This is a genomic window from Acerihabitans sp. TG2 (assembly GCF_035013185.1).
GTDB lineage: Bacteria > Pseudomonadota > Gammaproteobacteria > Enterobacterales > Enterobacteriaceae > Acerihabitans.
Genome location: NZ_JAYGJO010000011.1, coordinates 59,738 through 84,743, shown reverse-complemented (window position 1 = coordinate 84,743; position 25,006 = coordinate 59,738). Strand labels below are relative to the sequence as shown.

The window sequence follows — 25,006 nt, the reverse complement described above, 5'->3', positions numbered from 1 at the left end:
ACCTAACCATACAGTCAGAAAATATCAAGATAGGAAAGGGATATGAATTCAATCGCCATAGCAGAGCAAGCGGCGCGCCCGTTTTCCCGTCCGGTGGCCGTGGCCGACCGTCCGGTGATCGTGGTACGCGATACCAATGTGATCTACCCGGCGGCCGATCGTCCGGTGCACGCGCTGAAAAATATCAATCTGACTATCCGTCAGGGGGAGTTTGTTTCGCTGATCGGGCCTTCGGGCTGTGGGAAAACCACCTTGCTGCGAGTGATAGCCGATCTTGAACCCATCACCTCCGGCAACGTATTGGTTAACGAGATGTCCCCCGCCGAAGCCCGGCAAGCGGGCGCGTATGGTTATGTCTTTCAGGCACCGGTGCTGTTGCCCTGGCGCACGGTACTGTCGAATGTGATGCTGCCGCTGCAGATCCAGGGCAAACCGCCGCTATTGTGCGAGGAAATTGCTCGCGAACAGCTGGTGCGGGTCGGCCTGAGTGGTTTTGAAAAGAAGTATCCCTGGCAGCTCTCCGGTGGCATGCAGCAGCGTGCCTCCATTGCCCGTGCGCTCGGGTTTTCACCCAAAATCTTGATGATGGATGAACCGTTTGGGGCGTTGGACGAACTGACCCGCGACAACCTGAACCAGCAATTGCAGGCCTTATGGGCCAGCGAAAAACGTACCGTGGTTTTTGTCACCCACTCCATTAGCGAAGCCATCTACCTTTCCACCCGTATTGTGGTGATGTCGCCGCGCCCGGGGCGTATCGTCAAGGTGATCGATTCGCCTTTACCCCTTGAACGGCCTTTCTCCCTACGCGATACGCCAGAGTTTATTCGGCTGGCGCGCGAAGTGCGTGAAGCGCTAGTGGAGGGCCATGAATGATCCTGACGTTGCGTAATCACACCGTGCCGGTGGCGGTAGTGGCGCTGGCTGGACTGGTCAGCTGGTATTTACTGGCCATCGCCCTCAACGCCCATGGTGCTATCGATCGCACCCTGGCACCTCGTGGGACATGGGGAGCCTGGGATCTGATTACCACGACCTTAAACCTGCAACGGCCAATACTGCCGGCCCCGCATCAGATCCTGTTGGAGATCTGGAACAGTGTCACCCATTACCCTGTAACGTCACCGCGCAATTTACTGCTGCACACTGCCGTCACCGCCAGCGCCGCCGTCACAGGTTTTGTCATGGGCGTGCTGCTCGGCTTAGTACTGGCCATTTGCATCGTGCATTCCCCCACGTTGGATAAAGCGCTACTGCCGTGGATTGTGGCATCACAGACGGTACCGGTGCTGGCCATCGCGCCTATTGTACTGATCATTCTTGGCAGCCTTGGTATTACCGGTCTGCTACCCAAAGCCACTATCGCCATGTATTTGTGTTTTTTCCCGGTGACCATCGCGGCGGTGCAAGGACTGCGTGGACCGCAGCGGTTGGAAATGGAGTTGGTTTACACTTACGCCGCCAGCCGGATTGACACTTTCTGGATGGTGCGGCTGCCCGCTGCACTGCCGTTTCTGTTTCCTGCGCTACGGGTGGCCATTGCCAGCGGTCTGGTGGGCACCATGGTGGCCGAACTGCCCACCGGTGCTCAAGCTGGCCTGGGGGCGCGTCTGCTGACCGGTTCTTATTATGGCAATACGTTGCAAATCTGGGCGGCGTTGGTCATGGCGTCATTACTGGGTGTGGCACTCACCGGACTGGTAAGCCTAGCCGAATTCGGCGTTATGCGACGCTATAAAGGGAGGCGCTAAATTATGCATAAGACCTATCCCGGCAGCCTGGCGCTGCTGTTTGCCCTGATGCTGACCTTGCTGGCCTTATGTCAGGGTGGTCAAAACGACCCACTGTTGCTGGTACATGGACTGCTGTTGGTGGGCACGGTGTTTGCCCTCGGTTTTGCACGTCAACCCGTGGCCTTGGCGCTGTTCATCTTGTGGACCCTATTGGCCGCCACGCAGGTGATACGCCCGTCGCTAATGGATGCCGGTGGCAGCCAATTCTGGCTGGCGGTCGCTGCATTGGCCTGCCTGTGCGTGGTGGGAGTGCAGCGCCTGGCGACCCTAACCCGTCCGGCGCTGCCGGCTCAAGCCGTGGCGGCATTGTTCGGTTTATGGGTGCTGTATTTCTGGCAACTGTTGGTCAGTGCATTTGCCGTGCCGCAAGTGCTGCTGCCGGCACCGGTGGATATCGCGCTGGCGCTGTATGACAATGCGCGGCTGTTGACCGGGGATGTGGTGCAAACGGTGGTGAAATCAGTCTTGATCGGCTACCTGTTAGGCAGCGGACTGGGGATCGCGGTAGGACTGTTGATTGACCGGTTACCGTTTTTACAGCGTGGTCTGCTGCCGTTGGCCAACCTCACCAGTACCATCCCGTTGGTGGGCGTAGCCCCCATCATGGTGATGTGGTTTGGTTTTGACTGGCCTTCCAAAGCGGCGGTGATTGTATTGGTCACCTTTTTCCCGGCCTTGGTCAGTACCCTGGCGGGATTGTCGGCGGCCAATACGTTAGAGAGTGAATTGATGTACTGCTACGCCGCCACGCCGGGCCGCACCTTATGGGTACTGCGCCTGCCGTCGGCTATGCCGTTTATTTTCAACGCGCTAAAAGTCAATGCCACCCTGGCAATGATCAGTGCCATCGTGGCGGAGTATTTTGGTTCACCCACAGCGGGTTTAGGTTTTCGCATTTCCACCGAGGCGGCCAGAATGCATATGTCCATTGTATGGAGTGCCATTGTAGTGGCCTCGGTGGTGGGATCGTTGATGTACGGCTTGCTGGTGCGATGCGATCGGCGAGTGAATTTCTGGCACCCCTCAATGCGGGGAAAATAAAAGCAAAGCAGGCCGGAATGGCCGGCATCTCGTCAATGTCATGCCATGCGCGGAGTGTTGCGTGCCGGGTGGCGATTATAACCAACAGAGGAATCACCGATGATGAAACGTTTTTCGTGGCGTACTGCGCTGGCCGCTACCACCCTGGCAGTTTCGCTGAATGCGCTAGCGGTTGAGAATGTGGTGCTGCAACTGAAATGGCTGCCGCAAGCACAGTTCGCCGGCTATTACGTTGCCCAGGCCAAAGGGTATTACAAAGATGCCGGTCTGAATGTCACCATTAAACCGGGCGGCACTGATATTTCGCCGGTGCAGGTGATTGCCGGCAACTCTGCGGATGTGATCGTCGACTGGATGCCTGATGCTCTGGCGGCGCGGGAATCCGGGGTACCGCTGGTGAACATTGCCCAGATTTTCGATCGTTCCGGCATGATGCTCACCTGCCGTAAATCCAGTGGTATCACCAGCCCTACGGATCTGAAGGGTAAAACCTTGGGTGTGTGGTTCGGCGGCAACGAATATCCGTTTTTTAACTGGATGCATAAACTCGGCTACAAGCCTGGTGTGGATATCAAGGTGCTGAAACAAGGCTTTAACGTCGATCCGCTGCTGCAAAAACAGGCGGACTGCATTTCCACCATGAACTATAACGAATACTGGCAGTTGATTGATGCCGGCATGAAACCGAACGAACTGGTTAACTTCCCCTACGAGGATCAGGGTGTCTCCACGCTGGAAGATGGTTTGTATGTGAAGGGCAGTAACCTAAAAGATCCGGCGTTTGTGGCGAAAATGGCCAAATTTCTCCATGCCACCTACCAAGGTTGGAATGAAGCGGTAAAACATCCAGCGGAAGCGGCACAAATTGTGGTTGATCAGGACACGTCTGGCTCGGCAACGTTAGACGTACAGCAACGTCAAATGGAAAACGTCGCCAAGTTGATCACCCATGCCAATACACCACAAATCGGCTATCTGGATCCGGCGGCCTACCGACGCACCGTAAAAGTATTGCTCAGCGGTGGTGATACGCCAGTGATTAAAAAGGATCCGGGTAACAGCGGCATGAGCCATGTGGTGTGGGACGCGGCGGCCAACATCAAATAAACCCAACGCCGGACCTGTGGGTTCCGGCGTAATGGATGATTCAATAGCGCGGGCACGATGGGAAGACCCTGAGTGTCCGTTTCACGCGGATAGACGGATTTCTAACCGGTTAAGGAATGTACCCGACGATGTCACTGACGATTTCACCGACGATTTTACATAATACCGCGCATCCGCTTTTGGCGCCGACCTTGTCGGATAACGCGCTCTTGGTTTTGCATGAGACTGATGATGCCGGCAAGGGCCGAATACGGCTGGACAATGAAAATGCCATCTTACGGGCGGCGGAACAGATCTTTGCTTGCCATGGTTTTAAGGGGGCGACGATGGCGATGATCGCCGACAAGGCACGGTTACCCAAAGCCAACCTGCACTACTATTTTGGCAATAAGCAGACGTTATATATGACGTTGCTTAGCGGCATTCTACGTGACTGGCTGACACCACTGGACTATTTTCATTCCGAGGCCTGTGCCCATGAGGCTATCGAGCGCTACGTACGGCAAAAAATGGCCTTTACGTTCTCCCGACCAGAAGCCTCCAGACTGTTTGCCAGCGAAATTCTGCATGGCGCGCCACTGGCCCTGCCGTTGCTTAAGACCACCTTGCGTGAGTTGGTCAACGACAAAGCGGCGGTCATCGACAGTTGGATCGCGCAAAAACAGCTACAGCCACTGGATAGCCGGCACTTGTTGTTCTCTATTTGGGCCATGACCCAAACCTATGCCGATTTTGAGGTGCAGATTGGGGCAATATTGGGCGATGAGGCCCAGGGGCCGCAGGCGCAGCAGCGCGCCGTCGACCACGTCTTGTCCAGCGTTTTCCGTATCTGCGGCTTGGCGTAATCGCCAACGATTTCGGTATTTTTCTGCGCGACTGATGCCAGCACCCATTCTTGCATTATTCTCAGTACATCATCGGACAAAATGTAGCAAAAATCGTCAATATTGGTGCAATCTGCACCAATATGATCACTAAAATCGTTATTCTTCCCAGCGTAAAAACAGCAAAAAACGGATCAATGCCTGATGTGGCGGTAATCGGTGATTTTTTCCCAGAGATGGCACACAAATCGCATGGTGAAGAGAGGAAAGCTAACCATACGGTCAGGATTTGATGAAACGCTACAGGAGAACGACGCATGAAAACCCACGCGCCCATTGGCATTAACACTCCCGGCATTCTGCCCGGCAGATTGGCGCCGTTGCGCTATACGGAAAACTTCAGCGATATAGAAAAACCGCTGGCCGCTGCCGAGGCGATCATTGAGGCGGACCGCTGCTACTACTGTTTCGATGCGCCCTGTACCCAAGCCTGCCCGGCGGACATTAATGTACCGAGTTTTATTCATCGCATCGCCCAAGGCAACCTGCGAGGTGCTGCCGAAGCGATTTTGAGTGCCAATCCCCTCGGGGGCATGTGTGCACGGGTCTGCCCTACCGAAACCCTGTGCGAGTTGGCCTGTGTACGTAACGATCAGGATGGTCAGCCGGTGAAAATCGGTCTGCTGCAGCGCTATGCCACCGATCATGTATTGGAAAACCCCGGACGACCGTTGTTCGTGCGTTCATCAGCCACCGGCAAACGGGTGGCGGTAGTGGGTGCCGGTCCGGCGGGGCTCACCGTGGCGCACCGGTTGGCACTGGCCGGCCATGAGATTGTGGTGTTCGATGCCATGGCAAAAGCCGGCGGTCTCAATGAATACGGTTTGGCGGCCTATAAGACCACCGACGACTTTGCCCAGCGCGAAATCCAATGGTTGCTGTCCATGGGTGGAATAGAGATTCGTACCGGCCAACGGTTGGGTGTGGATTTCACCTTGGAACAACTGCGTAGCGAATACGATGCGGTATTCCTTGGTCTCGGCTTGGCCGGTGTGGTTGCGCTTGGCATCGAAGGTGAATCCAGTGCCGGGATAATGGATGCAGTGGAATTTATCGGTGCGTTGCGCCAGGCACAGGATCTTTCCCAGGTGGCTATCGGGCGCCATGTGGTGGTGATTGGCGGCGGCATGACGGCGATCGACGCGGCAGTACAGGCCAGCAAGCTGGGGGCGCGTGAGGTGACGATAGTGTATAGACGCGGCGAGGACCAGATGAAGGCCTCGGCCTACGAGCAGGAACTGGCGCGTAAAAACCATGTACAGATCCGTTTTTGGGCCACGCCGATGGCTTTCCACAGCGAACAAGGTCAGGTCAGCTCGGTGACCTTTGCCCTTAACCACCCACAAAATGAACCGGCGGACGCCGGAGAAACCCTGACTCTGCCGGCGGATATGGTGCTCAAAGCGGTAGGGCAGCGTTATTTGCCGGATGCTGCCGGTAACGCTATCGCGCTAGAACATGGCCGCATCGCCACTGATGACCAATGCCGTACTTCGTTGCCCGGCGTCTGGGCCGGAGGCGACTGCCGCGTAGGCGGACTTGACCTGACGGTGGATGCGGTACGCGACGGCAAATTGGCGGCCAGCGCCATCGACACCGCGCTACGCGCGCAGGATTCGGCAAACGATCCTGATTCTGATCTGTGTGATAAGGAGTTTTTCCATGGCTGATCTCAGCACCCATTTTTTAGGCATCAACAGCCCAAACCCCTTCTGGCTGGCCTCGGCGCCACCCACCGACAAAGAATACAACGTGGTACGGGCCTTCGAGGCCGGCTGGGGTGGGGTGGTTTGGAAAACCCTTGGCATCGATCCCCATGTCGTCAACGTCAGCGGACCGCGCTACAGCACCTTGTTGGGGGCCGACCGTCGGGTACTGGGCTTGAATAATATTGAGCTTATTACCGACCGTAGCCTGGATATCAACCTTGAAGAGATCGCCCGGGTTAAACGCAACTGGCCCGATCGGGCGGTGGTGGTCTCCATCATGGTGCCCTGTGAAGAAGATGCCTGGAAATTCATACTACCCCTGGTCGAGCAAACCGGCGCAGACGGTATCGAGCTGAATTTTGGCTGTCCGCATGGCATGAGCGAACGCGGGATGGGCGCTGCCGTCGGGCAGGTGCCGGAATACATCGAAATGGTCACCCGTTGGTGCAAACAGTACTGCCGGCTACCGGTTATCGTCAAACTTACGCCAAATATCAACGATATACGTTATCCCGCCAGGGCGGCAAAAAGCGGCGGCGGCGATGCGGTATCGCTGATTAATACCATTAACTCGGTGATGGGGGTCGATCTGGACAGGATGACCATTCATCCCAGCACCGGCGGCAAGGGCTCACATGGCGGCTACTGCGGTCCAGCGGTCAAGCCCATCGCCCTCAATATGGTGGCGGAAATCGCCCGCGATCCGCTCACGGCGGGTTTCCCCATATCCGGTATTGGTGGTATCTCCACCTGGCGCGATGCGGCCGAGTTCATCGCTCTGGGCTGCGGCACGGTGCAAGTCTGTACCGCGGTGATGGTGCACGGTTTCCAGATTGTTGGCGACATGATCAGTGGTCTGGCCAACTTTATGGACGATCACGGCTATCAGACACTGGATGACTTCCGTGGCCAGGCAGTGGGCACGGTCACCGATTGGCGATTCCTGAATCTCAACCATGTGGATAAGGCGGTCATTGATCAGGACCTTTGTATTAAATGTGGGCGTTGCCATCTGGCCTGTGAGGACACGTCGCACCAGGCGATCACGGCCATGAAAGACGGGCAGCGTCACTTTGAGGTCAAGGACGAAGACTGCGTCGGTTGTAATCTTTGCGTTTCCATTTGTCCGGTGGCGGATTGCATCAGTCTGCGCAGTGTGTTGCCCGGCGAGATGGATAAACGTACCGGTAAGGTGGTCAGCGACCAGTACGCCAATTGGACCACCCATCCCAACAACCCGCTGGCAGTGCAGGCCGTCGGCGATGCAGTGTGAGCACAACAGGATTCCGTTGCCCGCAGGCCGGGCGACATCACGATTGAGGGGCTAACAGGCATGAGTAACCATATTCTGATTAAAGGCGGTACCGTAGTCAACGCCGACCGCGAGTTCCGGGCCGATGTGCTGTGCGGCGACGGTGTTGTTCTGGCCATTGGTGAGGGGGCGGCGGCACAAGCCCCGGCGGGCACTGAGGTCATTGACGCGCACGGACTTTATGTGATGCCCGGCGGCATCGACCCGCATACCCATATGAATTTCCCGTTTATGGGTACCGTCACCGTGGATGATTTCTACAGCGGCACCTCGGCGGCACTGGCCGGAGGAACCACCACCATTATTGATTTTGTCATTCCCAATCCGCAGCAGTCATTGATGGAGGCTTATCAACAATGGCGCGGATGGGCTGAGCAGGCCGCTTGCGATTACAGCTTCCATGTGGCCATTACCTGGTGGAGCGACAGCGTACATCAGGATATGGGGACGTTGGTGCGTGAAGAAGGCGTCAACAGTTTTAAACATTTCATGGCGTATAAAAATGCCATCATGTGCGACGACGAGACCCTGGTAAACAGTTTCAAGCGCTCGCTCGAACTGGGGGCCATGCCAACGGTTCATGCAGAAAACGGCGAAATGGTCTACCTGTTACAGCAGGAAATGGCGGCTAAAGGGATCACCGGTCCGGAAGCGCATCCTTTATCGAGGCCTACCGCCGTGGAGGGGGAGGCTGCCCAGCGGGCGATTGCCATTGCCAATGTGATCAACGTACCCATCTATGTGGTACATGTGTCCTGTGAAGAGTCGGCGGCGGCCATCGCCACGGCCCGCGCGCGTGGTCAACGGGTGTACGGCGAAGTCCTGGCTGGTCATCTGGTGATTGATGACAGTGTCTATCGCCATCCCGATTATACCGTTGCCGCTGCCCATGTGATGAGCCCGCCATTTAGACCCAAAGGCCACCAGGAGGCACTATGGCGTGGGCTGCAATCCGGCCAACTGCATACCACCGCCACTGACCACTGTACTTTTTGTGAAGCGCAAAAAGCCGCCGGGCGCGACAACTTTGCCAAAATCCCTAATGGGTGCGGTGGTGTGGAAGAACGTTTGATGGTGATTTGGGATGCCGGGGTGAATACCGGACGCCTGACGCCCAGCGAATTCGTCGCCATCACCTCGGCTAATACCGCCAAACTGTTCAATCTGTATCCCCGCAAAGGGCGCATTGAGGTCGGTGCCGACGCCGATGTGGTGGTCTGGGATCCCAACGGCAGCAAGACCCTGTCCGCCAAAACCCATCATTCGAAAAATGACTTCAATGTGTTCGAAGGACGAACGGTAACCGGCATCCCTACCTATACCCTGAGCCAGGGGCGCATCGTCTGGGCAGATGGGCAATTGCGCGCCGTGGCCGGGCATGGCCGCTATATCAAGCGTCCGGCATTCGGGGCTAATTTTGATGCACTGGCGCTACGAGCCAGTTTACATGCGCCGACAGCGGTGGTGCGGTAAATTTCTGCCGGCCCCAGCCGCCAGGGTGGCGGGGGCCTAACGGCGATGGCCTTGAGCGGGTAGTTGCGGGCCATCTTCACCGACCTTATGAGGATAACGGCAATGACAAGTGAAGTAGTCTCAGTATCATCGACCGACAACACCAATCTCGGTCTGCTACGTATTAATGGCCAACGGCTGTGGGATTCACTGATGGAACTGGCCAAGATTGGCGCCACGCCCAAAGGCGGCTGTTGTCGATTGACCCTGACGGATCTCGATCGGCAAGGCCGCGATCTGGTGATCGGCTGGGGCAAGGACGCTGGGCTGGCTATTTCCATCGACAAAATCGGCAATGTGTTTATGCGCCGACCCGGGCGCAACAACGCCCTCGCGCCTATCGTCGCCGGCAGCCATATCGACACTCAGCCCACCGGCGGTAAATTCGACGGCAATTTTGGCGTGCTCTCAGCGCTGGAAGTGGTTCGCACCTTAAATGATCACCACATTGAAACCGATGCGCCGATAGAAGTGGTGTTCTGGACCAACGAAGAGGGATCGCGTTTTGTCCCGGTGATGATGGGGTCTGGGGTGTTTGCCGGCATTTTCCCGCTGGAATACGCCTATGCCGCGACAGATGTGGACGGCAAGACGGTGGGCGATGAGCTGAAAAAAATCGGTTATGTCGGATCGCAGGAACCGGGGGATCACCCTATTGGTGCCTATTTTGAAGCGCACATTGAACAAGGGCCGATCCTGGAAGAAAAAGATATCACGATTGGTGTGGTGCAGGCGGTGTTGGGTATCCGCTGGTATGACTGTGTGGTCACCGGTCAGGAGTCTCATGCCGGCCCGACCCCGATGAATCTGCGCAAGGATGCCATGCAGGTTGCCAGTCACATCATGCAGGAAGTGGTGGCGATCGCCAATCGATTTGAACACGGACGGGGCACGGTCGGCATGGTGCAGGTGTATCCGAATAGCCGCAACGTGGTGCCGGGAACGGTGAAATTTTCCATTGATTTTCGTAATCTCACCGACGCCTTGGTGGATGAGATGGATGCCGCCCTAACGCAATATGTTACGCAACTGATGGCCACCACTGGACTGGATATTGCCATTACTCAGGTGTCCAAATACCAGGCCGCGCCATTTCATCCCGATAACAAAGCCGCCGTGGCGCGGGCTGCCGATCTGTTGGGCTACTCACGAATGGATATTGTCTCCGGTGCCGGCCATGATGCGGTTTATATGAGCGAACTGGCCCCCACCGGCATGATCTTTATTCCTTGCAAGGATGGTATCAGCCACAACGAAATCGAATACGCCTCCCCTGAACATGTCACCGCCGGTGCCAACGTATTGTTGCACGCGATGTTGGAAACGGCGCGGGCCGTGGCATAACCCGCCAACCCGTCGCCGTCGATCCGCCGGCGACGGGCAATAAGCACCAAAAATAAAATAGGCCACCCTACCGATCGGTAAGGCAACAGCACACGCGTCGGCGTCGCCATTCCCTAAAACAACGTCGCGCGTAGCGATGGGGGTTATCTTGTTTGAGCAACTGTCGGTAAACAGGATTATTATTGAATTAACACAAGCTGATACGCCAGTCGCGATGGCCGTACCATGACTGGCTAATAAATGGCCACAGACATAAGGAACGCGAGTGAAGATACTTTTAGTCGGGGCCTCGGGACTGGTAGGCCAATATGTTTTACAAATGGCACTTGACGATCAACGTGTTGAGTCCGTTGTGGCCCCTTCACGCAGCCGTTTACCGACGCACCCGAAACTGCTGGCACCGGTTATCGATTTTGACCATCTTCCGGTTGGCGCGCCATGGTGGCGAACCGATGCGGTGATTTGTACGCTCGGTACCACCATGAAACAGGCACAATCGCCGGAGGCGTTCAAACGCGTGGACTATGAATATCCGCTCGCGATCGCCCGTTTGGCGCAGCAGCATGGCGCAACCACTTATGCGCTAAATTCAGCGATTGGCGCAAATATGGGGTCGCGATTTTTTTATAATCGCGTAAAAGGCGAGCTGGAGCATGACCTCGCCGCCCTTGGTTTTTTTTCTCTTACTTATGTCCGGCCAGGGGTGATCGCGGGACGGCGCATGCAGGTGCGTCAAAGTGAATGGATGCTGGTACAACTCTTTCGTGTGCTGGGTCCGGTGTTGCCCAGGCGTCTGCGTATCAATCCGGCCCGCAATATCGCTAAAGTGCTGCTGGAATCAGCGCTAAGCGCCAGACCCGGCGTTCACGTGGTAACGTCAGCACAGTTGACCTGAGTGCCAGCATCAGTACTGGCAGGTCTATCACGCCACTCGCCTCGTCTGGCTAGGCATGTTCAGTTTAATAGCCGATGGCGGCGCCGGATGGGCGACGAACATCACTGGCACCATAGAAGTAACCGGCCCTGACTTTCCCCGACATCGACGCGTCATTGCCTGAACTTTTATGTTGTAATTTATCATAGGCGGCGACGGCTTGCGGCGATCCCTTGATGATCAGCTCAGCCGCTCCCCATGGGGTTTGCTCCACGGTGTTGTAGCCACGCTGCAACAACAACGATAACGTATCTGCCGATAAACCGCGTGTTTCGTAATACACCACATCAGGCAGCCATTGATGATGGATTCGTGGGGCATCAACGGCTTCTTGTGGCGTCATGCCATAGTCAATGACGTTCAAAATGGTTTCCAGCGTGATACTGATAATCCGAGGTCCGCCGGGAGAGCCTAACACCATAAATATCTTGCCATCTTTGGTCACCAAGGTCGGTGACATCGACGACAACGGGCGTTTTCCGGGGGCGATGGCATTGTTAGCGCCTTGAACCAAACCATACATATTCTTTGCGCCGATTTTCGAGGTGAAGTCATCCATCTCATCGTTGAGGAAAAAACCGGTCCCCGGTGCAATGACCACCGCGCCGAAACGGCCATTGATGGTGAAGGTGGTTGATACGGCATTTCCCTGTTTATCCATCACTGAATAATGGGTGGTTTCCGGTTTTTCATGCGGGAAAACGCCGGGCAATACAGCTTGTGAGTGGCCGGCCTGGGTCACGGGAATGGTTTTCCTGATGTCCGCTGCATAGTCTTTGCTGAGCAGTTTATCCAGCGGGTTTTTAACAAAATCAGGATCCCCCAGCCAGGTATTGCGGTCCAGAAAGGCATGCCTCAGGGCCTCGGTAATATAATGCACCGACGCGGCAGAGTTGAACCCCATCTGCGACAGATCATAACCCTCAAGGATGTTCAGTGACTCACACAGCGTTGTGCCGCCAGAACTGGGCGGGGGTGAAGAGATAACCTCATAACCACGGTAGGAGCATGACACCGGCTTGGTTTGGGTAATGCGATAGTCAGCAAAGTCTTTTGCTGTCAGAAGTCCGCCATTTTCGCGTGCAGCCCGTTCTACTGTTTGGGGAAGGCTGCCGTGGTAAAATGCCTGTGGGCCATGGTCGGAAATGGCCTGTAATGTTGCGGCCAAGTCCTTTTGTACCAGTCGGTCACCTGGTTGCAGCGCCGAACCATCGGCACGCAGGAAGATTTTGGCGGCGTCAGGGTCTTGTTTGAAGCGCGCGGTTGCCGTATCCAGAATATCGGTATCACCACGCGTGAGCGTGAATCCCTCACGGGCGAGTTTGATGGCGGGGGCCATGACCTGCGCTCGAGTCAGTTTGCCGTATTCTTGGTGCACCGTATCTAATCCCAGCACCGTGCCCGGCACGCCGGCGGCAAGGTAACCAAACAGGCTGGCACCGGGTTTAACCTCGCCCTGCGCATCAAGATACATATCCCTACTGGCGGCTGCGGGTGCTGTTTCACGGAAATTGATGAAGGTGTTTTTACCGTTGGCCAGATGAACGGTCATAAAACCGCCACCGCCGATGTTGCCACAACATGGATCCACCACGGCTTCGGCATATCCCACTGCCACGGCGGCGTCTATTGCGTTGCCGCCCATTTTAAGCATCTCAATACCCACTTGGGAAGACAAGTGCTGGGAGCTAACGACCATGCCATTTTGTGCTTCTACGGCGGGCAGTGAGGCGGCGCGGGCATAAAACCAGGGGGTCATTAACCCGATGCCCATAACGAGTGGCAGTAACGCGAGATGACATTTCATTTTTTTCCCCTGGCAAAAAACGATATTAACGAATGATTAACTATAGATTAAGCCTTTGTTTTATGGTAGATAAATGTGGTGCGTATTTTCTGAGAAAAAGACAATGAGCGTATTAAAATATGTGTTTGCCACGCTGATACTGCTGAGTGTTCATGCTGAAGCCACTATTATCAGGGTGGTGAACAATGCGGTAGCGCCTCAAACAGTGAATGCGATAAAAGTGTTTTATACCGGTGTTGTGAATCAAGAAAAAGTCATGGCATTAGCCTCGGTTATTGATGAAATAAATCAGAAATACACATCAGCCAAGCATATTTATCTCTATATAAGCAGTACGGGTGGTGATGTTGACAGTGGTAATATTGGCTACCAGTTGGTTAAAAGTTCACCCATACCGGTTACCACCATCAATGTATCGTTTGTGCAATCTTCCGCAACGTTGATGTATTGTGGTGCGCAAAACCGGTTGGTGATGGATAACACCGAATTTTTATTGCATGCGCCTACAGTCGGGACAGTTATAAAAAATGATGTTTCAGAAAATGTTATTAATGATGAGCACGAATGGTCTGCAACCTATAGAGGAATGATTAAACATATCTATAAAATCTGTACCAATCTCTCGGACGATAAAATAGATAAACTGACCTACAGCGAAGACAATCATATGCTACTGAATAGCACTGCAGCATTAAACATAAAACTTGCCACTGGGGAGCAAAAAGGAATACAACCGACAGAGGCCTCTTTTTATATTTATGATGGCAGTAAAGCTGTACGGTAGTCTTTTTCCATCGAATTCGGTTAATCGCTCGTGGTGATCACCGCCGAACAGTCACTGCGCTTTTCGTGCCGCTGTAACCGCCTAATAAAACCAGGGTAATTGTTAAAGGATGCTCGAGTTAAGCTGGTTTTGTGCAAGAACAGTCTGAACGTCAACCATATCCTTGACGCTCAAATACCGACATTTTATTCAATAGTCCCGTCTGCTATCCAGGAAATAGTGCGGTTACAGGCAGCCGGGGCATTTTATGTTCGTCCTTAATGAACCCGCGTCGCAAAAAAATGGATAATAGTGCGGGTATAATTGTGTCAATAAGTAAATATATATCATTATGACCTGTATCAAAGGGGAAATATTCAGTGAATAAATGGGATGAACGATATAGCGGTTCTGAATATGCCTATGGACTTAAGCCCAATGCGTTTTTGGTTGAACAGGCCACGTTGCTGCTACCAGAGAACCCGCTACGGGTGTTAAGTCTGGGTGAAGGGGAAGGCCGCAATGCGACCTATTTGGCCGGGCTTGGTCATCAGGTGCATGCCGTGGATGGTTCAGCGGTGGGGCTAGCAAAAGCCCGTCAACTGGCCACGGAACGCAAGGTCATTATCACCACTCAGGTGGCTGATTTAACAGACTACAAGCTTGATCTTGCCTATGATCTGATTGTCATGATTTTTTGCCATCTTGCTTCGCCGGTCAGAACACACATTCATCGTCAAATTTTGTCCAGTCTTAACCCCGGGGGCCTGCTGATTTATCAAGCTTACTCGCCTAATCAACTCAAATACGGCACCGGTGGACCCGATCAGCTGGATATGCTCGTGACACTCGAAGAGCTCAAGCAGAATTTCAGTCCAATGCAATTGTTGCATGGCTGTATCCGCGAACGGGAAATCAAAGAGGGCACATTTCATACGGGGTTGGCTGAGGTAACCGAATTTGTTGCCAGAAAATAACGGTAATCAGTCTTAAGGCAATATCGAGCCGAGCTGGCGCTGGGCCATATATTGTCTAATCTTGCCAATAGGGAGATCTTATGACTTTCAAGCCGGTATGGTAAAATACCCACTATGCGGTATTTTCCCCCAGGCATGGGACGACCAAGGTTTATCTCATGATTACCATGCAGGATGTCGCCATTAAGGCGGGTGTTTCCAAGTCTACTGTGTCCCGAGTGCTGGCGGGGAATGATTATGTTAAGGAAAGCACCCGGCTGCGAGTATTCAGGGCTATTGATGAATCCGGTTATCGTCCTAACTTGCTGGCGCGCAGCCTGGCCACCAAGAATTCACAAAGCATTGGCCTGATCGTCACTAACAGCCTGTACAACGGCCCCTATTTTGGCGAATTGCTCTACCAAACCGCCAAAATGACCGAAAACTACGGCCGCCAACTGATCCTGGTGGATGGCAAACACAGTGCTCAAAGCGAGCTGGATGCCGTTCAGTTTTTGCTTGACCGGCGCTGTGACGCCATCATCGTTTACCCCAGTTGTCTGGGGGAAAACGATCTTATGGGGCTGATTGCCCGGCATGATATTCCTTTTATCGTGATTAACCGCGATTTGCCGCAGGCGCGGGAGCACTGCGTATTTGCTGCCCACCAGCAAAATGCCTGCCAAGCTGTCGGTCATTTGATTGAGCAAGGGCATCGTGACATTGCTTTTATTACCGGTGCGGCGGGGTCCCCTACCGCCCATGCGCGGGTGCAGGGTTATCGTCAGGCGCTGGCTGGCGCAGGTATTGCTTACGATGCGTCGCTGATGGCCACCGGGCAATGGTCGCTGGACAGCGGTTTTAATGGTTGTTTGGTGTTGTTGCAACGGCAGGTATCATTCAGCGCGTTGGTATGCAGCAATGACGATATGGCCATTGGCGCCGCCAAAGCGCTGCGCGAACACCGCAAAACCATACCCGGTGACGTGTCGTTGCTGAGTTTTGATGATATTCCGATGGCGTCCTATTTTAACCCGCCGTTAACCACGGTGCATGTGCCGGTGGCGCAAATGATTCAAAGCGCACTTGAGCAGATAGTCAGCATACTTGATGGTAAGCCGGTATCACCGTTAACCTCCTTCAGTGGTGAACTCATACTGCGTGAATCGGTAGCGCCGGGTCCCTTCGCCGCCAGTCGGCCGGCAAAAAAAAACCGGCCAGGTCGGTGACATCCTGGCCGGTGTTGCCTGATGGCTAATAGTCGATGTCGGTATCGAGTTGCATGCCATTGGTGGCGATCAGCCGTTGATACCAGAAAAAACTCTTCTTACGGTAGCGGGCCAGATCCTTCAGGTCATGCTCATCACGATTAACATAGATAAAGCCGTAGCGCTTGCCAATACCCTGATGAGTGCTGACCAGGTCAATGGCTGACCATGGGCAATAACCAAACAGTTCTACGCCGTCGGTGATCGCCAATTGCAGTTGCGCAATGTGGTTGCTGAGATACTCAATGCGATAATCATCATGGACTTTATTGCCTGTATCCAGCTTATCAAATGCTCCCAGCCCGTTTTCGGTGATGATTAACGGCAGATGATAACGTTCATAGATCTCACGTGCGGTAATGCGAAAACCCACCGGGTCGATATACCAGCCAAATTCATTATGTTCCAAATGTGGATTATCAAAACCGATGTAAACCGACTTATCCAAACCGGGTAACTGTTGATCCTCAACCTCACGCAGGCCGTCTTCGCGCTCGGTATGGGTGGCACTCTCGGCGGCAACGGTGGTGGAGGCATAATAATTAAAGGCAATAAAATCGGGGCGACCCGCCTGCAGCAGCGCCATATCCTCTGCGCTAACCTGCGGCAAATAGCCTTTTTCGGTCATAAAACTCCAGGCAACGGCGTTATAACGGCCAAAGCAGGCTAAGTCCAGATACAGCCAATTGCGAATTGAGGCGTAATTATTGGCGGCAATCACATCTTCCGGCCGGCAACTGGCCGGGTAGACGCAAGAAATGTTTGGCGCCGGACCAATTTTAGCCGCTGGCAGCATCGCGTGGCAGGCGATCATCGCCCGGGCCTGCGCCAGCATCATATGGTGATTTTGCTGATAAAGGGTTTTCTCCGGGTCAAGGGTACCCGGTGGCAAGGTGCCGATGACATCCCCTTTGAGGATCATCATATTTTGTTCGTTAATGGTCAGCCAGTAGTTAACCCGATCGCCAAACAGCTCAAAGGCGGTGCGGGCAAAACGCTCAAATGCAGCGATAGTGTGCGGATTTGACCAGCCGCCTTGTTCTTGCAGTGCCCACGGTAAATCAAAGTGATATAACGTCACCAGTGGTTCAATACCGTAGCGGCAGATTTCATCGATCAGACGTTGGTAGAATGCCACACCAAGTGGGTTAACTTCGCCGTCGCCGGTGGGAAACAGGCGGCTCCATGAAATGGAAAAACGGTAGGTTTTCAGGCCCAGCTCGGCGAACAGGGCGATATCTTCGGCAAAACGATGATAATGGTCGCTGGTGACGGTAAAATCGCTCAGTTCGGGTGCGAAGCTTGCCCGGTCAATCACTGAGGGGCCTTTACCGTCCTGATCCCATGCCCCCTCTACCTGGTAGGCTGAGGTGGAGGCGCCCCAAAGAAATCCCTGCGGAAACGGTGCTAACGTCCGGTAATGCATAACACTCCCCTTGTATTATTCCAGCTTGCCTGCGGGCTGTCGCACTGCCTGCGGCAAAAACCGGTATGGTGTGCCGGTGTCGCCACCGGAGCAAAAAAATGGCATTAAACCTGAGGTGTCAACGCGGCAATATCGCGGTGCAGGCTGATAAGTTCTTCCACCAGATCCCGACAGAGCATGGCGTTCATCAGATGATCCTGCGCATGCACCAGAATAAGGTTGACCGGAATTTTACCCATGCCTTCGTCGTCGCCAATAAGGCGGGTCTGGATGCGGTGCGCACACCGTGCTGCTTCGCTGGCCGAGGCCAATAACACATCGACTGTCTGCCATTGGCGTCCCCGGGCCGCGCGCAGTGCTTCCATGGCATCCGATCGCGCCTGGCCAGAAAAAATAATCAGCTCCATTACCCGGTTTTCCATCTCTGCCGCACTGTCGTTCATGGTATTAATTGTGGTTTCCATGGTTATGCCTCCTGAGGCTGAGGATGGGAAACCGGCATTTCCTGCGCCAGCAGTTGCCGTTCATAAATTTTAAAGAAGGGGTAATAAATCAGAGTGGACACCGCCAGCAGCACCAATACCAATAACGCGGCGCGCATATCCCAACCGGTGGACCAGGCGGCGCCGATCGGCGCTGGGGTGGTCCAGGGCACCACCGAAATGACCCGGCCGACCATATCGGTGCGGGTGGCGATATAGGCCAGGACGGCATTCACCAGCGGCGCGGTAATGAAGGGAATAAACAGCGTCGGGTTCATGACCACCGGCGAGCCGAAAATAACCGGCTCGTTGATATTAAACACACAGGGCACCAGGCTCAGTTTACCGATAGAACGCAAATGGGCGGAGCGGCTGCGTAAATAGAGCAGTACCAGTCCCATGGTCGATCCTGAACCGCCGATGACGATAAAAAACTGCCAGAAGGGTTCGATAAAGATATGCGTCAATGGTTGGCCGGCTGTGAGCTCTTGCTGGTTGATACCCAGGTTGGTTAACCAAAATGCCTGCAACATGCCGCCGACGATAACCGCGCCGTGGATACCGGCAAACCATAATAAATGACAGATCAGTACCGCAATTAAAATCGCCGGCAGAGTATCGGCGGCAGAGATGATTGGCCCAAACAGCGCCATAATGGCTTCAGGCAGCAACATATGAAATTGCGATTGAATAAGCAGACTGAGCGGGTAAAGAGTAAAAAATATCGCCAGCACCGGAATTAATAAATCGAAGGATTGTTTTATTTTCGGCGGTACCTGCTCAGGCAAGTGAATACCGATGTTTCTGACTTGCAGAAAATGCATTAATTCGGTGGTATAAAGGGCCACCAGAATGGCGGTAAAAATACCTGTACCACCCAGAGACGATATCGACAGTGATTTATCCACCACCGGCGAAGCCACCAACAAAAAAGACATTAACGACAGCATGGCAGCCATAAAACCGTTCATTTTATAACTTAGCGCCAGGTTATAGGCGATGGCGGTGGCGACAAAGATAGACATCACGCCCATGGTCATATTATAGGGCATCATGATCACGGTTTCATACTGGACGGCCATGCGCAACCACCACTGGGCGAAGGCCCAAGAACTGTTGGCGGAGAATGGCGGATGAGCAAACACCAGCATAAAAGAACCGACGATCAAAAACGGCATAGCGGAGATAAATCCATCCCTGATCGCCATCACATGACGTTGACTCGATAATTTCCCTGCTATCGGACTAATGGTATCCTCAATAATGCCAAATACCTTTTCGGTTATTCCTGACATATTTCTCTCCTAAGCGTTAAGAAGTGCCAGTGTTTCGTTTAATATTTTTTCGCCATTCATCATGCCGTAGTCCATGCTGTTGATGACAGTAATGGGTTTATGTAACTCGTCGGCCAGGACTTTAAAATCCTTGAGCTTATATTTAATTTGCGGGCCCAGCAGACAACAATCGTAATGCGGTAATTCAGTGGTGAACTCTTCCAGACCGACCGCTTTTATCTCTACCGCGGTGCCTTTTAAGTCTGCGGCTTTTTGCATTTTTTTTACCAGCATGCTGGTGGACATTCCGGCAGCACAACATAACAGGATTTTTTGCATCGTTCAGCGCCTCGAAACCAGTGGTTCACTCGATTATTACGTAGCAATCTTGATTTCTGCAACCGGTTTCAGAAACCGGTTGCAGTTTTGTGATAGCGGTCAATTCCGTGGCAGGGAAGGTGGAAGGTTGCAATTTTTTTTACGCAAGGGCTCACAACTGTCGTTAGCTATGCGCACAGTATGGCTATCGCCTGTGCACCTGGTGCATCATAGTCCTGTAGCGTGCCGGGTATTGAGGGGGAAAAATCAACATGAAACTGACGAAATAAAGGGGCGGATTAACAATGAAACCTAATCACGGTCGGGACTGGATGGTCCACAGTAAGGGTTCAGATAATATTGAAGCCATCGAGGCCTACTTCGCCGGCCATGCTTACGACCTGCACCGCCATGATACGTATGCCATCGGACAGACGTTTGCCGGCGTCCAGAGTTTTCGCTACCGGGGCGCTCGGCGCGATAACCTGCCCGGCAGTGTCATGGTCTTGCATCCAGATGAGTTACACGATGGGCATGCCGGCAGTGAACAAGGTTTTCTTTACCGGATGGTGTATATCGAACCGGCGTTGATACAACAGGTGTTACCGGGCCAGTCGTTGCCGTTTATCCCCGGGGGCATATCCCAGGATAGCCGTCTGATCAACGCAACCCATGCGTTGTTGGGCACGTTTGATTCGCCGCTTGAGTCGCTGGAAAAAGCTGACGCTCTTTACGATCTGGCGCTGGCGTTAAATGCAGTTTCCGGTGCTGCCACGCCCTGCGGTGCGTTGGATTACGCCGCCGCTGAACGCGCCAGGGAATTTATTCACCACAACCTGGACCGCGCCGTGACTGTTGAACAACTGTCAGCGCATGCCAACCGCGATCGCTGGGGGCTTTCCCGCGATTTTCGTCAGGTATTCGGCACCTCGCCGCATCGTTATCTGATTATGCGACGGTTGGATCGTGTTAAACAGGCGTTGATCGGTGGGCAAACCTTGGTTGAAGCATCGCTAACAGCTGGATTTTATGATCAAAGCCATATGAGTCGTCACTTCATTCAGGCCTTTGGTCTATCAGCAAATAGATGGAAAAAAATGATCTCCCAGACGATATAGGTTGCACAAACGTACAAGAATAGTGTTATTGCAGGTTTTACTCTCAATAAAAAATAACCCTACCTCAGGTTCAACATTTGTTCTGATGTAGGGCGATATTTATCAGGAGAGGGGCATGGAAATATTTTTGTTTGCGTTGAGCGTAATGTACAGTCCTGGCCCGGTCAATATCATGGGTCTTGGTGCCGGATTGACCGGTCAATTTCGCCAAACCGTCGGCTTTTTTCTCGGCGTCGGTGTTTCGCTCTTTTGTTTGTTTGTTCTGTTCGGTTATTTAGGTGAGTCATTCATTGCCGCCGCCTATCTGCCTTATATCAGCGTGGCAGGGATTGTTTATATCCTGTATCTCGGGATCAAAATAATAAATAGCCGGGTGGAGATAAAGGATAAGGTCACGGCGATCCCGGTAAAACGATTAACGTTCTGGAATGGGTTTTTGATTCAGTCGATGAATCCCAAGTGCCTGCTGGTGGTGCTGCCCATCACAACTGTGATGTTCCCGGCCGCACACGTAACCGGGAACACCGTCTTTTTGCTTTCTTTACTACTGGGTGCCGGCGGTGCCGGCGCACCGGGATGTTACGCGCTACTGGGTACATTGATCGGTCGCAGCGTTGCTCATGCTGGTTATTTCAAGCGAGTAAACCAGTTGATGGGGGGGGTACTGATGATGGTCGCGGCCATTATGTTATATGAGCTGCTGCGGTCTTAATGTTCAGCACCGGGTATCGTGCCGATCAGGGTTGACGTACCGTGGCCCGACAAACGGTGGACCATGTTGCCATGGTAGAAAATAGGCGGCCTTAAATGGACTGGCTGAGTCTGTCGTTGTCAGCCATGCCGGGTAAAATGACCCTGTAGCTGATGGCGTGCGCCGGGGTAGAGCAGTTTGGTGTAAGTGACCAGTATTCGTTGGTGCCGGGTATGGCGGCAGATCAGCAGGCAGGGATCGTTTTTATTGATAGACAGGAGTTTGCATTGTGCTGCGCTGGGCGAAACGGCTTCAATGATATGCTCACCAGAGGTCAACGGCGCAGCCTGATTAAGATAGATATAGGGTGTTTGTAATTGGTAATCTTGCAATAAATAATCCGGCGCCATCAACGGATTTACCCAGCGTTCTTCCAGCTGTACCGGGATGGCATTTTCATAATGCACGATCAAGGAATGGAACACATCTTGCCCGGGATTCATGCCAAATGCGGCCGCCAGCACCGTATCCGCGAACACCGCATCCAGCGTAATCACTTTGCTGGTGTGTTTATGGCCTCGGTTGACAATTTCATCAGAGATATTATGTACTTCCATAATGGTGGTATGGACTTTAAGTTCGGCGACATAGGTCCCTACACCCTGCATCCGCAGAAGATAACCTTCGCTGGCGAGTTCCCGTAACGCTCGGCTGATCGTCATACGGCTGACGCCAAGTTCATCCACCAATTGATTTTCAGAGGGAATGCGCTGATTAGGTTTCCAGGTACCGTTGCTGATCTGGCTGATGATTGCCTGTTTTACCCGTTGGTACAAAGGCGCCGGTTGTACCCCCATCGACTCGGCCAGTTGCGTCATCTTTGTCTGCTCAACCATCCCGTTACCCCATGCCTTTTTGTGTTAATTCCAAGGGTAATGATAACAATAACTGCTGTCTATACAAGCATGTAATAGCACAATCAGGTCTGCACGATTCGGGTGCGATGCTGCCCCATCAGGGGGCCCCACACAGGCTGTTTGCCCGTCAATAGGCCGTGTTTGACGGCGGGCGCAGATGATAGAGAGTGAACAAGATGGCATATTCATTGCATTACTTGTCTATACACGTAAAAGCCGCATAAAACCCTACGGATCCCGTTAGTCGCACATCCTGTGCGTGCGGAAAGGGTTCGGATCCCCTGGGCCAGACTTTCTTCAGGCATTAAAAAGGACGTGAAATGATCGTGAATCTGGCGGATTATCGCCGGCAGGCCCAACGTGCGTTGCCGACCTTTGTTTTTGATTATGTTGATGGCGGGGCGGACGACGAGCGCACCCTGATGAACAACCGGGCAGCCTTCGACCGTTGGCAGTTCGTCGCGCCGATGCTCAAGGATGCCAGTGTCCGCAGTCTTGCTGTACAACTGGGTGATACGGCGTTAGCTGCACCGTTCCTGATTGCGCCAACAGGTTACAATGGGATGTTACGTTACCGGGCGGATCAGATGTTGGCACAGGCGGCCGAACACGCGGGCATCACCTATATTCAAAGTACCGTGTCAACCGCTGCGCTTGAGGAGATCCCGTGCAGCCGGACCGGGGCGCGCTGGTTTCAATTGTATGTTTTAAAAGACCGCCAGGTAACGGTCGATCTCCTGCGTCGGGTTAAGGAGATGGGATGCACCAATTTGGTGGTGTCGGTTGATGCCGTACATTTCGGCAATCGTGAGCGAGATAAACGTCATTACCGAAAACCGATGAAACTGTCTCTGGCCAGCTATCTGAACGTGGCGCGGCATCCTGGCTGGGTGTTGCGCACCCTGGTGCCCGGCGGCATGCCGGGCTTCGGTAACCTGAAACCCTACCTGCCGCCGCAATACCGACGGGGCGTTGGCGGGGCGACCTATTTTGCGCAACAGATGGATGATAGCCTTAATTGGCAAACCCTGGCATGGATCAGGTCGTTATGGCAGGGGGCGTTGTATGTTAAAGGCATCCTGACGGTTGAAGATGCCAAGGCGGCACTGGCGTTGGGCGCGGACGGTTTGATGTTATCCAACCATGGTGGGCGCCAATTGGACGGCAGTGTTTGTCCGTTGACGGTACTGCCCGAGATCCGTCGGGCCTGTGGCTCTACGGCCAGGATCCTGATCGACAGCGGCATCCGGCGCGGTACTGATGTGGTCAAAGCCCTGGCATTGGGGGCTAATGCGGTGTTGGTAGGGCGGCCAATGCTGTACGCAGTGGCGGCGGAGGGCGAGGCCGGGGTGGCTCAGGCGATAACCCTACTGACACAAGAAATCGATCGTACCCTGGCGCAGCTCGGTTGCTGTAGCTTGGCGGAACTGGGGCCGCATCTACTGTGTCGGTGCGAAAATTGAGGGATACGCAACATGCACACGTAGGTGGGACCGTGTAGCCTGAGGGTAAATCGGTCGTCGCCGTCGGTATTGTCGATGGTGTCCGGGCGCACGCGCCCTGATGCTGACGCCATCGGCAGTCAGATCGATGCCAAATACCCACCATCCACGTACAGTACCTGACCGGTGATGTAGCGTGCTGCGGCGGAACTGAGAAACACCGCCGCACCGATCAGATCGTCCAGTTCCCCAAAACGACCCAGCGGTATCTTGCTCAGCATGGCGTCACACCACTGCGGGTCTTGGTAAAACACTTGCGTCAAATCAGTGTTGAAATAACCCGGTCCAATGCCGTTGATGCGAATGCCGTGTTGAGCCCATTCGCTGCTTAATGTATGGGTCAATCCAACCAGTCCGGCTTTTGATGCACCGTAGGCTGCCGCGCCAGGGACACCGATCTGGCTGGTAAGAGAACAGATATTGATCATGCTGCCGCCATGGCGACGGACCATCAGTCGCGCGGCCGCCTGTGCACAGAAAAAAGCGCCTTTTAGATTGGTATCCACGATGCGCTGCCATAACGCCTCATCCACCTCTAGTGAAGGACAGACCTGTTCGGTCCCTGCGTTATTGATCAAAATATCCAACGGCGCGTCCTCGAAGCGGGAAAAAGCCTGGGTTATACTTTCACCGCGGCTGACATCCAGTAAGAGGCCGGTGGCGTCTGCATCCCAATGCTTCAATTGTTTCACGGCATCGTCGAGCGTCGCGATATCACGCCCGGCGATCACCACCGTGGCCCCGGCTTGTGCCAGCCCCCGGGCGAGGGTAAAACCGATACCACGGGACGCACCGGTCACCAGCGCTGTTTTTCCTTCCAGTGAGAAAGTGGCGAGTAAGGTTGTCAT

Annotated in this window: 24 protein-coding genes; 16 read left to right on the top strand and 8 right to left on the bottom strand. The window is 53.9% G+C overall.

Translation table 11 applies throughout. The annotated features are described in order from the left end of the window. Positions 1 to 42: 42 nt before the first annotated feature. The 5 genes from SJI19_RS11890 to SJI19_RS11870 all read left to right on the top strand — a co-directional run bounded on the left by SJI19_RS11890 (position 43) and on the right by SJI19_RS11870 (position 4,786). Positions 43 to 876 (top strand): ABC transporter ATP-binding protein, encoded by an 834-nt coding sequence (locus SJI19_RS11890; protein WP_323478472.1) that lies wholly within the window; start codon positions 43 to 45, stop codon positions 874 to 876. Then, on the top strand, positions 873 to 1,751 hold the full coding sequence (locus SJI19_RS11885; protein ID WP_323478471.1) for an ABC transporter permease: 879 nt from the start codon (positions 873 to 875) through the stop codon (positions 1,749 to 1,751). The genes SJI19_RS11890 and SJI19_RS11885 overlap by 4 nt, the downstream gene beginning before the upstream one ends. Before the next feature lie 3 nt (positions 1,752 to 1,754). Then, positions 1,755 to 2,834, top strand: coding sequence for an ABC transporter permease (locus SJI19_RS11880; RefSeq protein ID WP_323478470.1), 1,080 nt, complete (start codon positions 1,755 to 1,757; stop codon positions 2,832 to 2,834). A gap of 99 nt (positions 2,835 to 2,933) precedes the next feature. Next, positions 2,934 to 3,941, top strand: coding sequence for an ABC transporter substrate-binding protein (locus tag SJI19_RS11875; protein WP_323478469.1), 1,008 nt, complete (start codon positions 2,934 to 2,936; stop codon positions 3,939 to 3,941). 128 nt (positions 3,942 to 4,069) lie between these two features. Then, complete coding sequence (locus SJI19_RS11870; protein WP_323478468.1) at positions 4,070 to 4,786, top strand: TetR/AcrR family transcriptional regulator; 717 nt, start codon at positions 4,070 to 4,072, stop codon at positions 4,784 to 4,786. A gap of 61 nt (positions 4,787 to 4,847) precedes the next feature. Here the strand turns inward: SJI19_RS11870 and SJI19_RS11865 are convergent, their stop codons facing one another. After that, on the bottom strand, positions 4,848 to 5,108 hold the full coding sequence (locus SJI19_RS11865) for a hypothetical protein (protein ID WP_323478467.1): 261 nt from the start codon (positions 5,106 to 5,108) through the stop codon (positions 4,848 to 4,850). Between SJI19_RS11865 and SJI19_RS11860 the strand changes: the two genes are divergently transcribed. The 5 genes from SJI19_RS11860 to SJI19_RS11840 all read left to right on the top strand — a co-directional run bounded on the left by SJI19_RS11860 (position 5,083) and on the right by SJI19_RS11840 (position 11,597). Further along, positions 5,083 to 6,495 (top strand): NAD(P)-dependent oxidoreductase, encoded by a 1,413-nt coding sequence (locus SJI19_RS11860; protein WP_323478466.1) that lies wholly within the window; start codon positions 5,083 to 5,085, stop codon positions 6,493 to 6,495. The genes SJI19_RS11865 and SJI19_RS11860 overlap by 26 nt on opposite strands. Further along, positions 6,488 to 7,807, top strand: coding sequence for an NAD-dependent dihydropyrimidine dehydrogenase subunit PreA (gene preA / locus SJI19_RS11855; protein WP_323478465.1), 1,320 nt, complete (start codon positions 6,488 to 6,490; stop codon positions 7,805 to 7,807). Before SJI19_RS11860 ends, preA begins: the two co-directional genes overlap by 8 nt. 60 nt (positions 7,808 to 7,867) lie before the next feature. Further along, on the top strand, positions 7,868 to 9,319 hold the full coding sequence (gene hydA, locus SJI19_RS11850) for a dihydropyrimidinase (protein WP_323478464.1): 1,452 nt from the start codon (positions 7,868 to 7,870) through the stop codon (positions 9,317 to 9,319). Between the two features lie 102 nt (positions 9,320 to 9,421). Beyond that, positions 9,422 to 10,702: a Zn-dependent hydrolase gene (locus SJI19_RS11845; RefSeq protein WP_323478463.1), complete on the top strand. Its 1,281-nt coding sequence runs from the start codon at positions 9,422 to 9,424 to the stop codon at positions 10,700 to 10,702. 265 nt (positions 10,703 to 10,967) lie between these two features. Beyond that, positions 10,968 to 11,597 carry an NAD-dependent dehydratase gene (locus SJI19_RS11840; RefSeq protein ID WP_323478462.1) on the top strand — a complete coding sequence of 210 codons (630 nt, stop codon included), beginning with the start codon at positions 10,968 to 10,970 and terminating at the stop codon, positions 11,595 to 11,597. 64 nt (positions 11,598 to 11,661) lie between these two features. Here the strand turns inward: SJI19_RS11840 and ggt are convergent, their stop codons facing one another. After that, positions 11,662 to 13,410: a gamma-glutamyltransferase gene (gene ggt, locus SJI19_RS11835; protein WP_323478545.1), complete on the bottom strand. Its 1,749-nt coding sequence runs from the start codon at positions 13,408 to 13,410 to the stop codon at positions 11,662 to 11,664. A gap of 136 nt (positions 13,411 to 13,546) precedes the next feature. On the opposite strand from ggt, the gene SJI19_RS11830 reads away from it, so the two are divergent. The 3 genes from SJI19_RS11830 (at position 13,547) to SJI19_RS11820 (ending at position 16,391) form a co-directional block, all read left to right on the top strand. Then, positions 13,547 to 14,227, top strand: a complete 681-nt coding sequence (locus tag SJI19_RS11830; RefSeq protein WP_323478461.1) for an ATP-dependent Clp protease proteolytic subunit — start codon at positions 13,547 to 13,549, stop codon at positions 14,225 to 14,227. Between the two features lie 359 nt (positions 14,228 to 14,586). Then, positions 14,587 to 15,183 carry a class I SAM-dependent methyltransferase gene (locus SJI19_RS11825; protein ID WP_323478460.1) on the top strand — a complete coding sequence of 199 codons (597 nt, stop codon included), beginning with the start codon at positions 14,587 to 14,589 and terminating at the stop codon, positions 15,181 to 15,183. A gap of 158 nt (positions 15,184 to 15,341) precedes the next feature. Continuing rightward, complete coding sequence (locus SJI19_RS11820) at positions 15,342 to 16,391, top strand: LacI family DNA-binding transcriptional regulator (RefSeq protein WP_323478459.1); 1,050 nt, start codon at positions 15,342 to 15,344, stop codon at positions 16,389 to 16,391. A 25-nt stretch (positions 16,392 to 16,416) separates the two neighbouring features. Here SJI19_RS11820 and SJI19_RS11815 read toward each other — a convergent pair whose 3' ends face one another. The 4 genes from SJI19_RS11815 to SJI19_RS11800 form a co-directional block, all read right to left on the bottom strand. Continuing rightward, on the bottom strand, positions 16,417 to 17,856 hold the full coding sequence (locus SJI19_RS11815) for a glycoside hydrolase family 1 protein (protein WP_323478458.1): 1,440 nt from the start codon (positions 17,854 to 17,856) through the stop codon (positions 16,417 to 16,419). Positions 17,857 to 17,960: 104 nt separating this feature from the next. Further along, the gene (locus tag SJI19_RS11810) at positions 17,961 to 18,320 is read right to left on the bottom strand and encodes a PTS lactose/cellobiose transporter subunit IIA (RefSeq protein ID WP_323478457.1); all 360 of its coding nucleotides are present in this window, start codon (positions 18,318 to 18,320) and stop codon (positions 17,961 to 17,963) included. 2 nt (positions 18,321 to 18,322) lie between these two features. Beyond that, positions 18,323 to 19,633, bottom strand: coding sequence for a PTS sugar transporter subunit IIC (locus SJI19_RS11805; protein ID WP_323478456.1), 1,311 nt, complete (start codon positions 19,631 to 19,633; stop codon positions 18,323 to 18,325). 9 nt (positions 19,634 to 19,642) lie between these two features. After that, positions 19,643 to 19,951 carry a PTS sugar transporter subunit IIB gene (locus SJI19_RS11800; RefSeq protein ID WP_323478455.1) on the bottom strand — a complete coding sequence of 103 codons (309 nt, stop codon included), beginning with the start codon at positions 19,949 to 19,951 and terminating at the stop codon, positions 19,643 to 19,645. Positions 19,952 to 20,235: 284 nt separating this feature from the next. On the opposite strand from SJI19_RS11800, the gene SJI19_RS11795 reads away from it, so the two are divergent. Further along, the gene (locus SJI19_RS11795) at positions 20,236 to 21,048 is read left to right on the top strand and encodes an AraC family transcriptional regulator (RefSeq protein ID WP_323478454.1); all 813 of its coding nucleotides are present in this window, start codon (positions 20,236 to 20,238) and stop codon (positions 21,046 to 21,048) included. Between the two features lie 115 nt (positions 21,049 to 21,163). After that, on the top strand, positions 21,164 to 21,760 hold the full coding sequence (locus SJI19_RS11790; RefSeq protein ID WP_323478453.1) for a LysE family translocator: 597 nt from the start codon (positions 21,164 to 21,166) through the stop codon (positions 21,758 to 21,760). Between the two features lie 119 nt (positions 21,761 to 21,879). Here SJI19_RS11790 and hutC read toward each other — a convergent pair whose 3' ends face one another. Next, entirely contained in the window at positions 21,880 to 22,635 is a 756-nt protein-coding gene (gene hutC / locus SJI19_RS11785; protein ID WP_323478452.1) for a histidine utilization repressor, read from the bottom strand. A gap of 341 nt (positions 22,636 to 22,976) precedes the next feature. Here hutC and SJI19_RS11780 point away from each other — a divergent pair, with 341 nt between their 5' ends. Continuing rightward, on the top strand, positions 22,977 to 24,119 hold the full coding sequence (locus SJI19_RS11780; RefSeq protein ID WP_323478451.1) for an alpha-hydroxy acid oxidase: 1,143 nt from the start codon (positions 22,977 to 22,979) through the stop codon (positions 24,117 to 24,119). A gap of 119 nt (positions 24,120 to 24,238) precedes the next feature. Here SJI19_RS11780 and SJI19_RS11775 read toward each other — a convergent pair whose 3' ends face one another. Further along, on the bottom strand, positions 24,239 to 25,006 hold the full coding sequence (locus SJI19_RS11775; protein ID WP_323478450.1) for a glucose 1-dehydrogenase: 768 nt from the start codon (positions 25,004 to 25,006) through the stop codon (positions 24,239 to 24,241).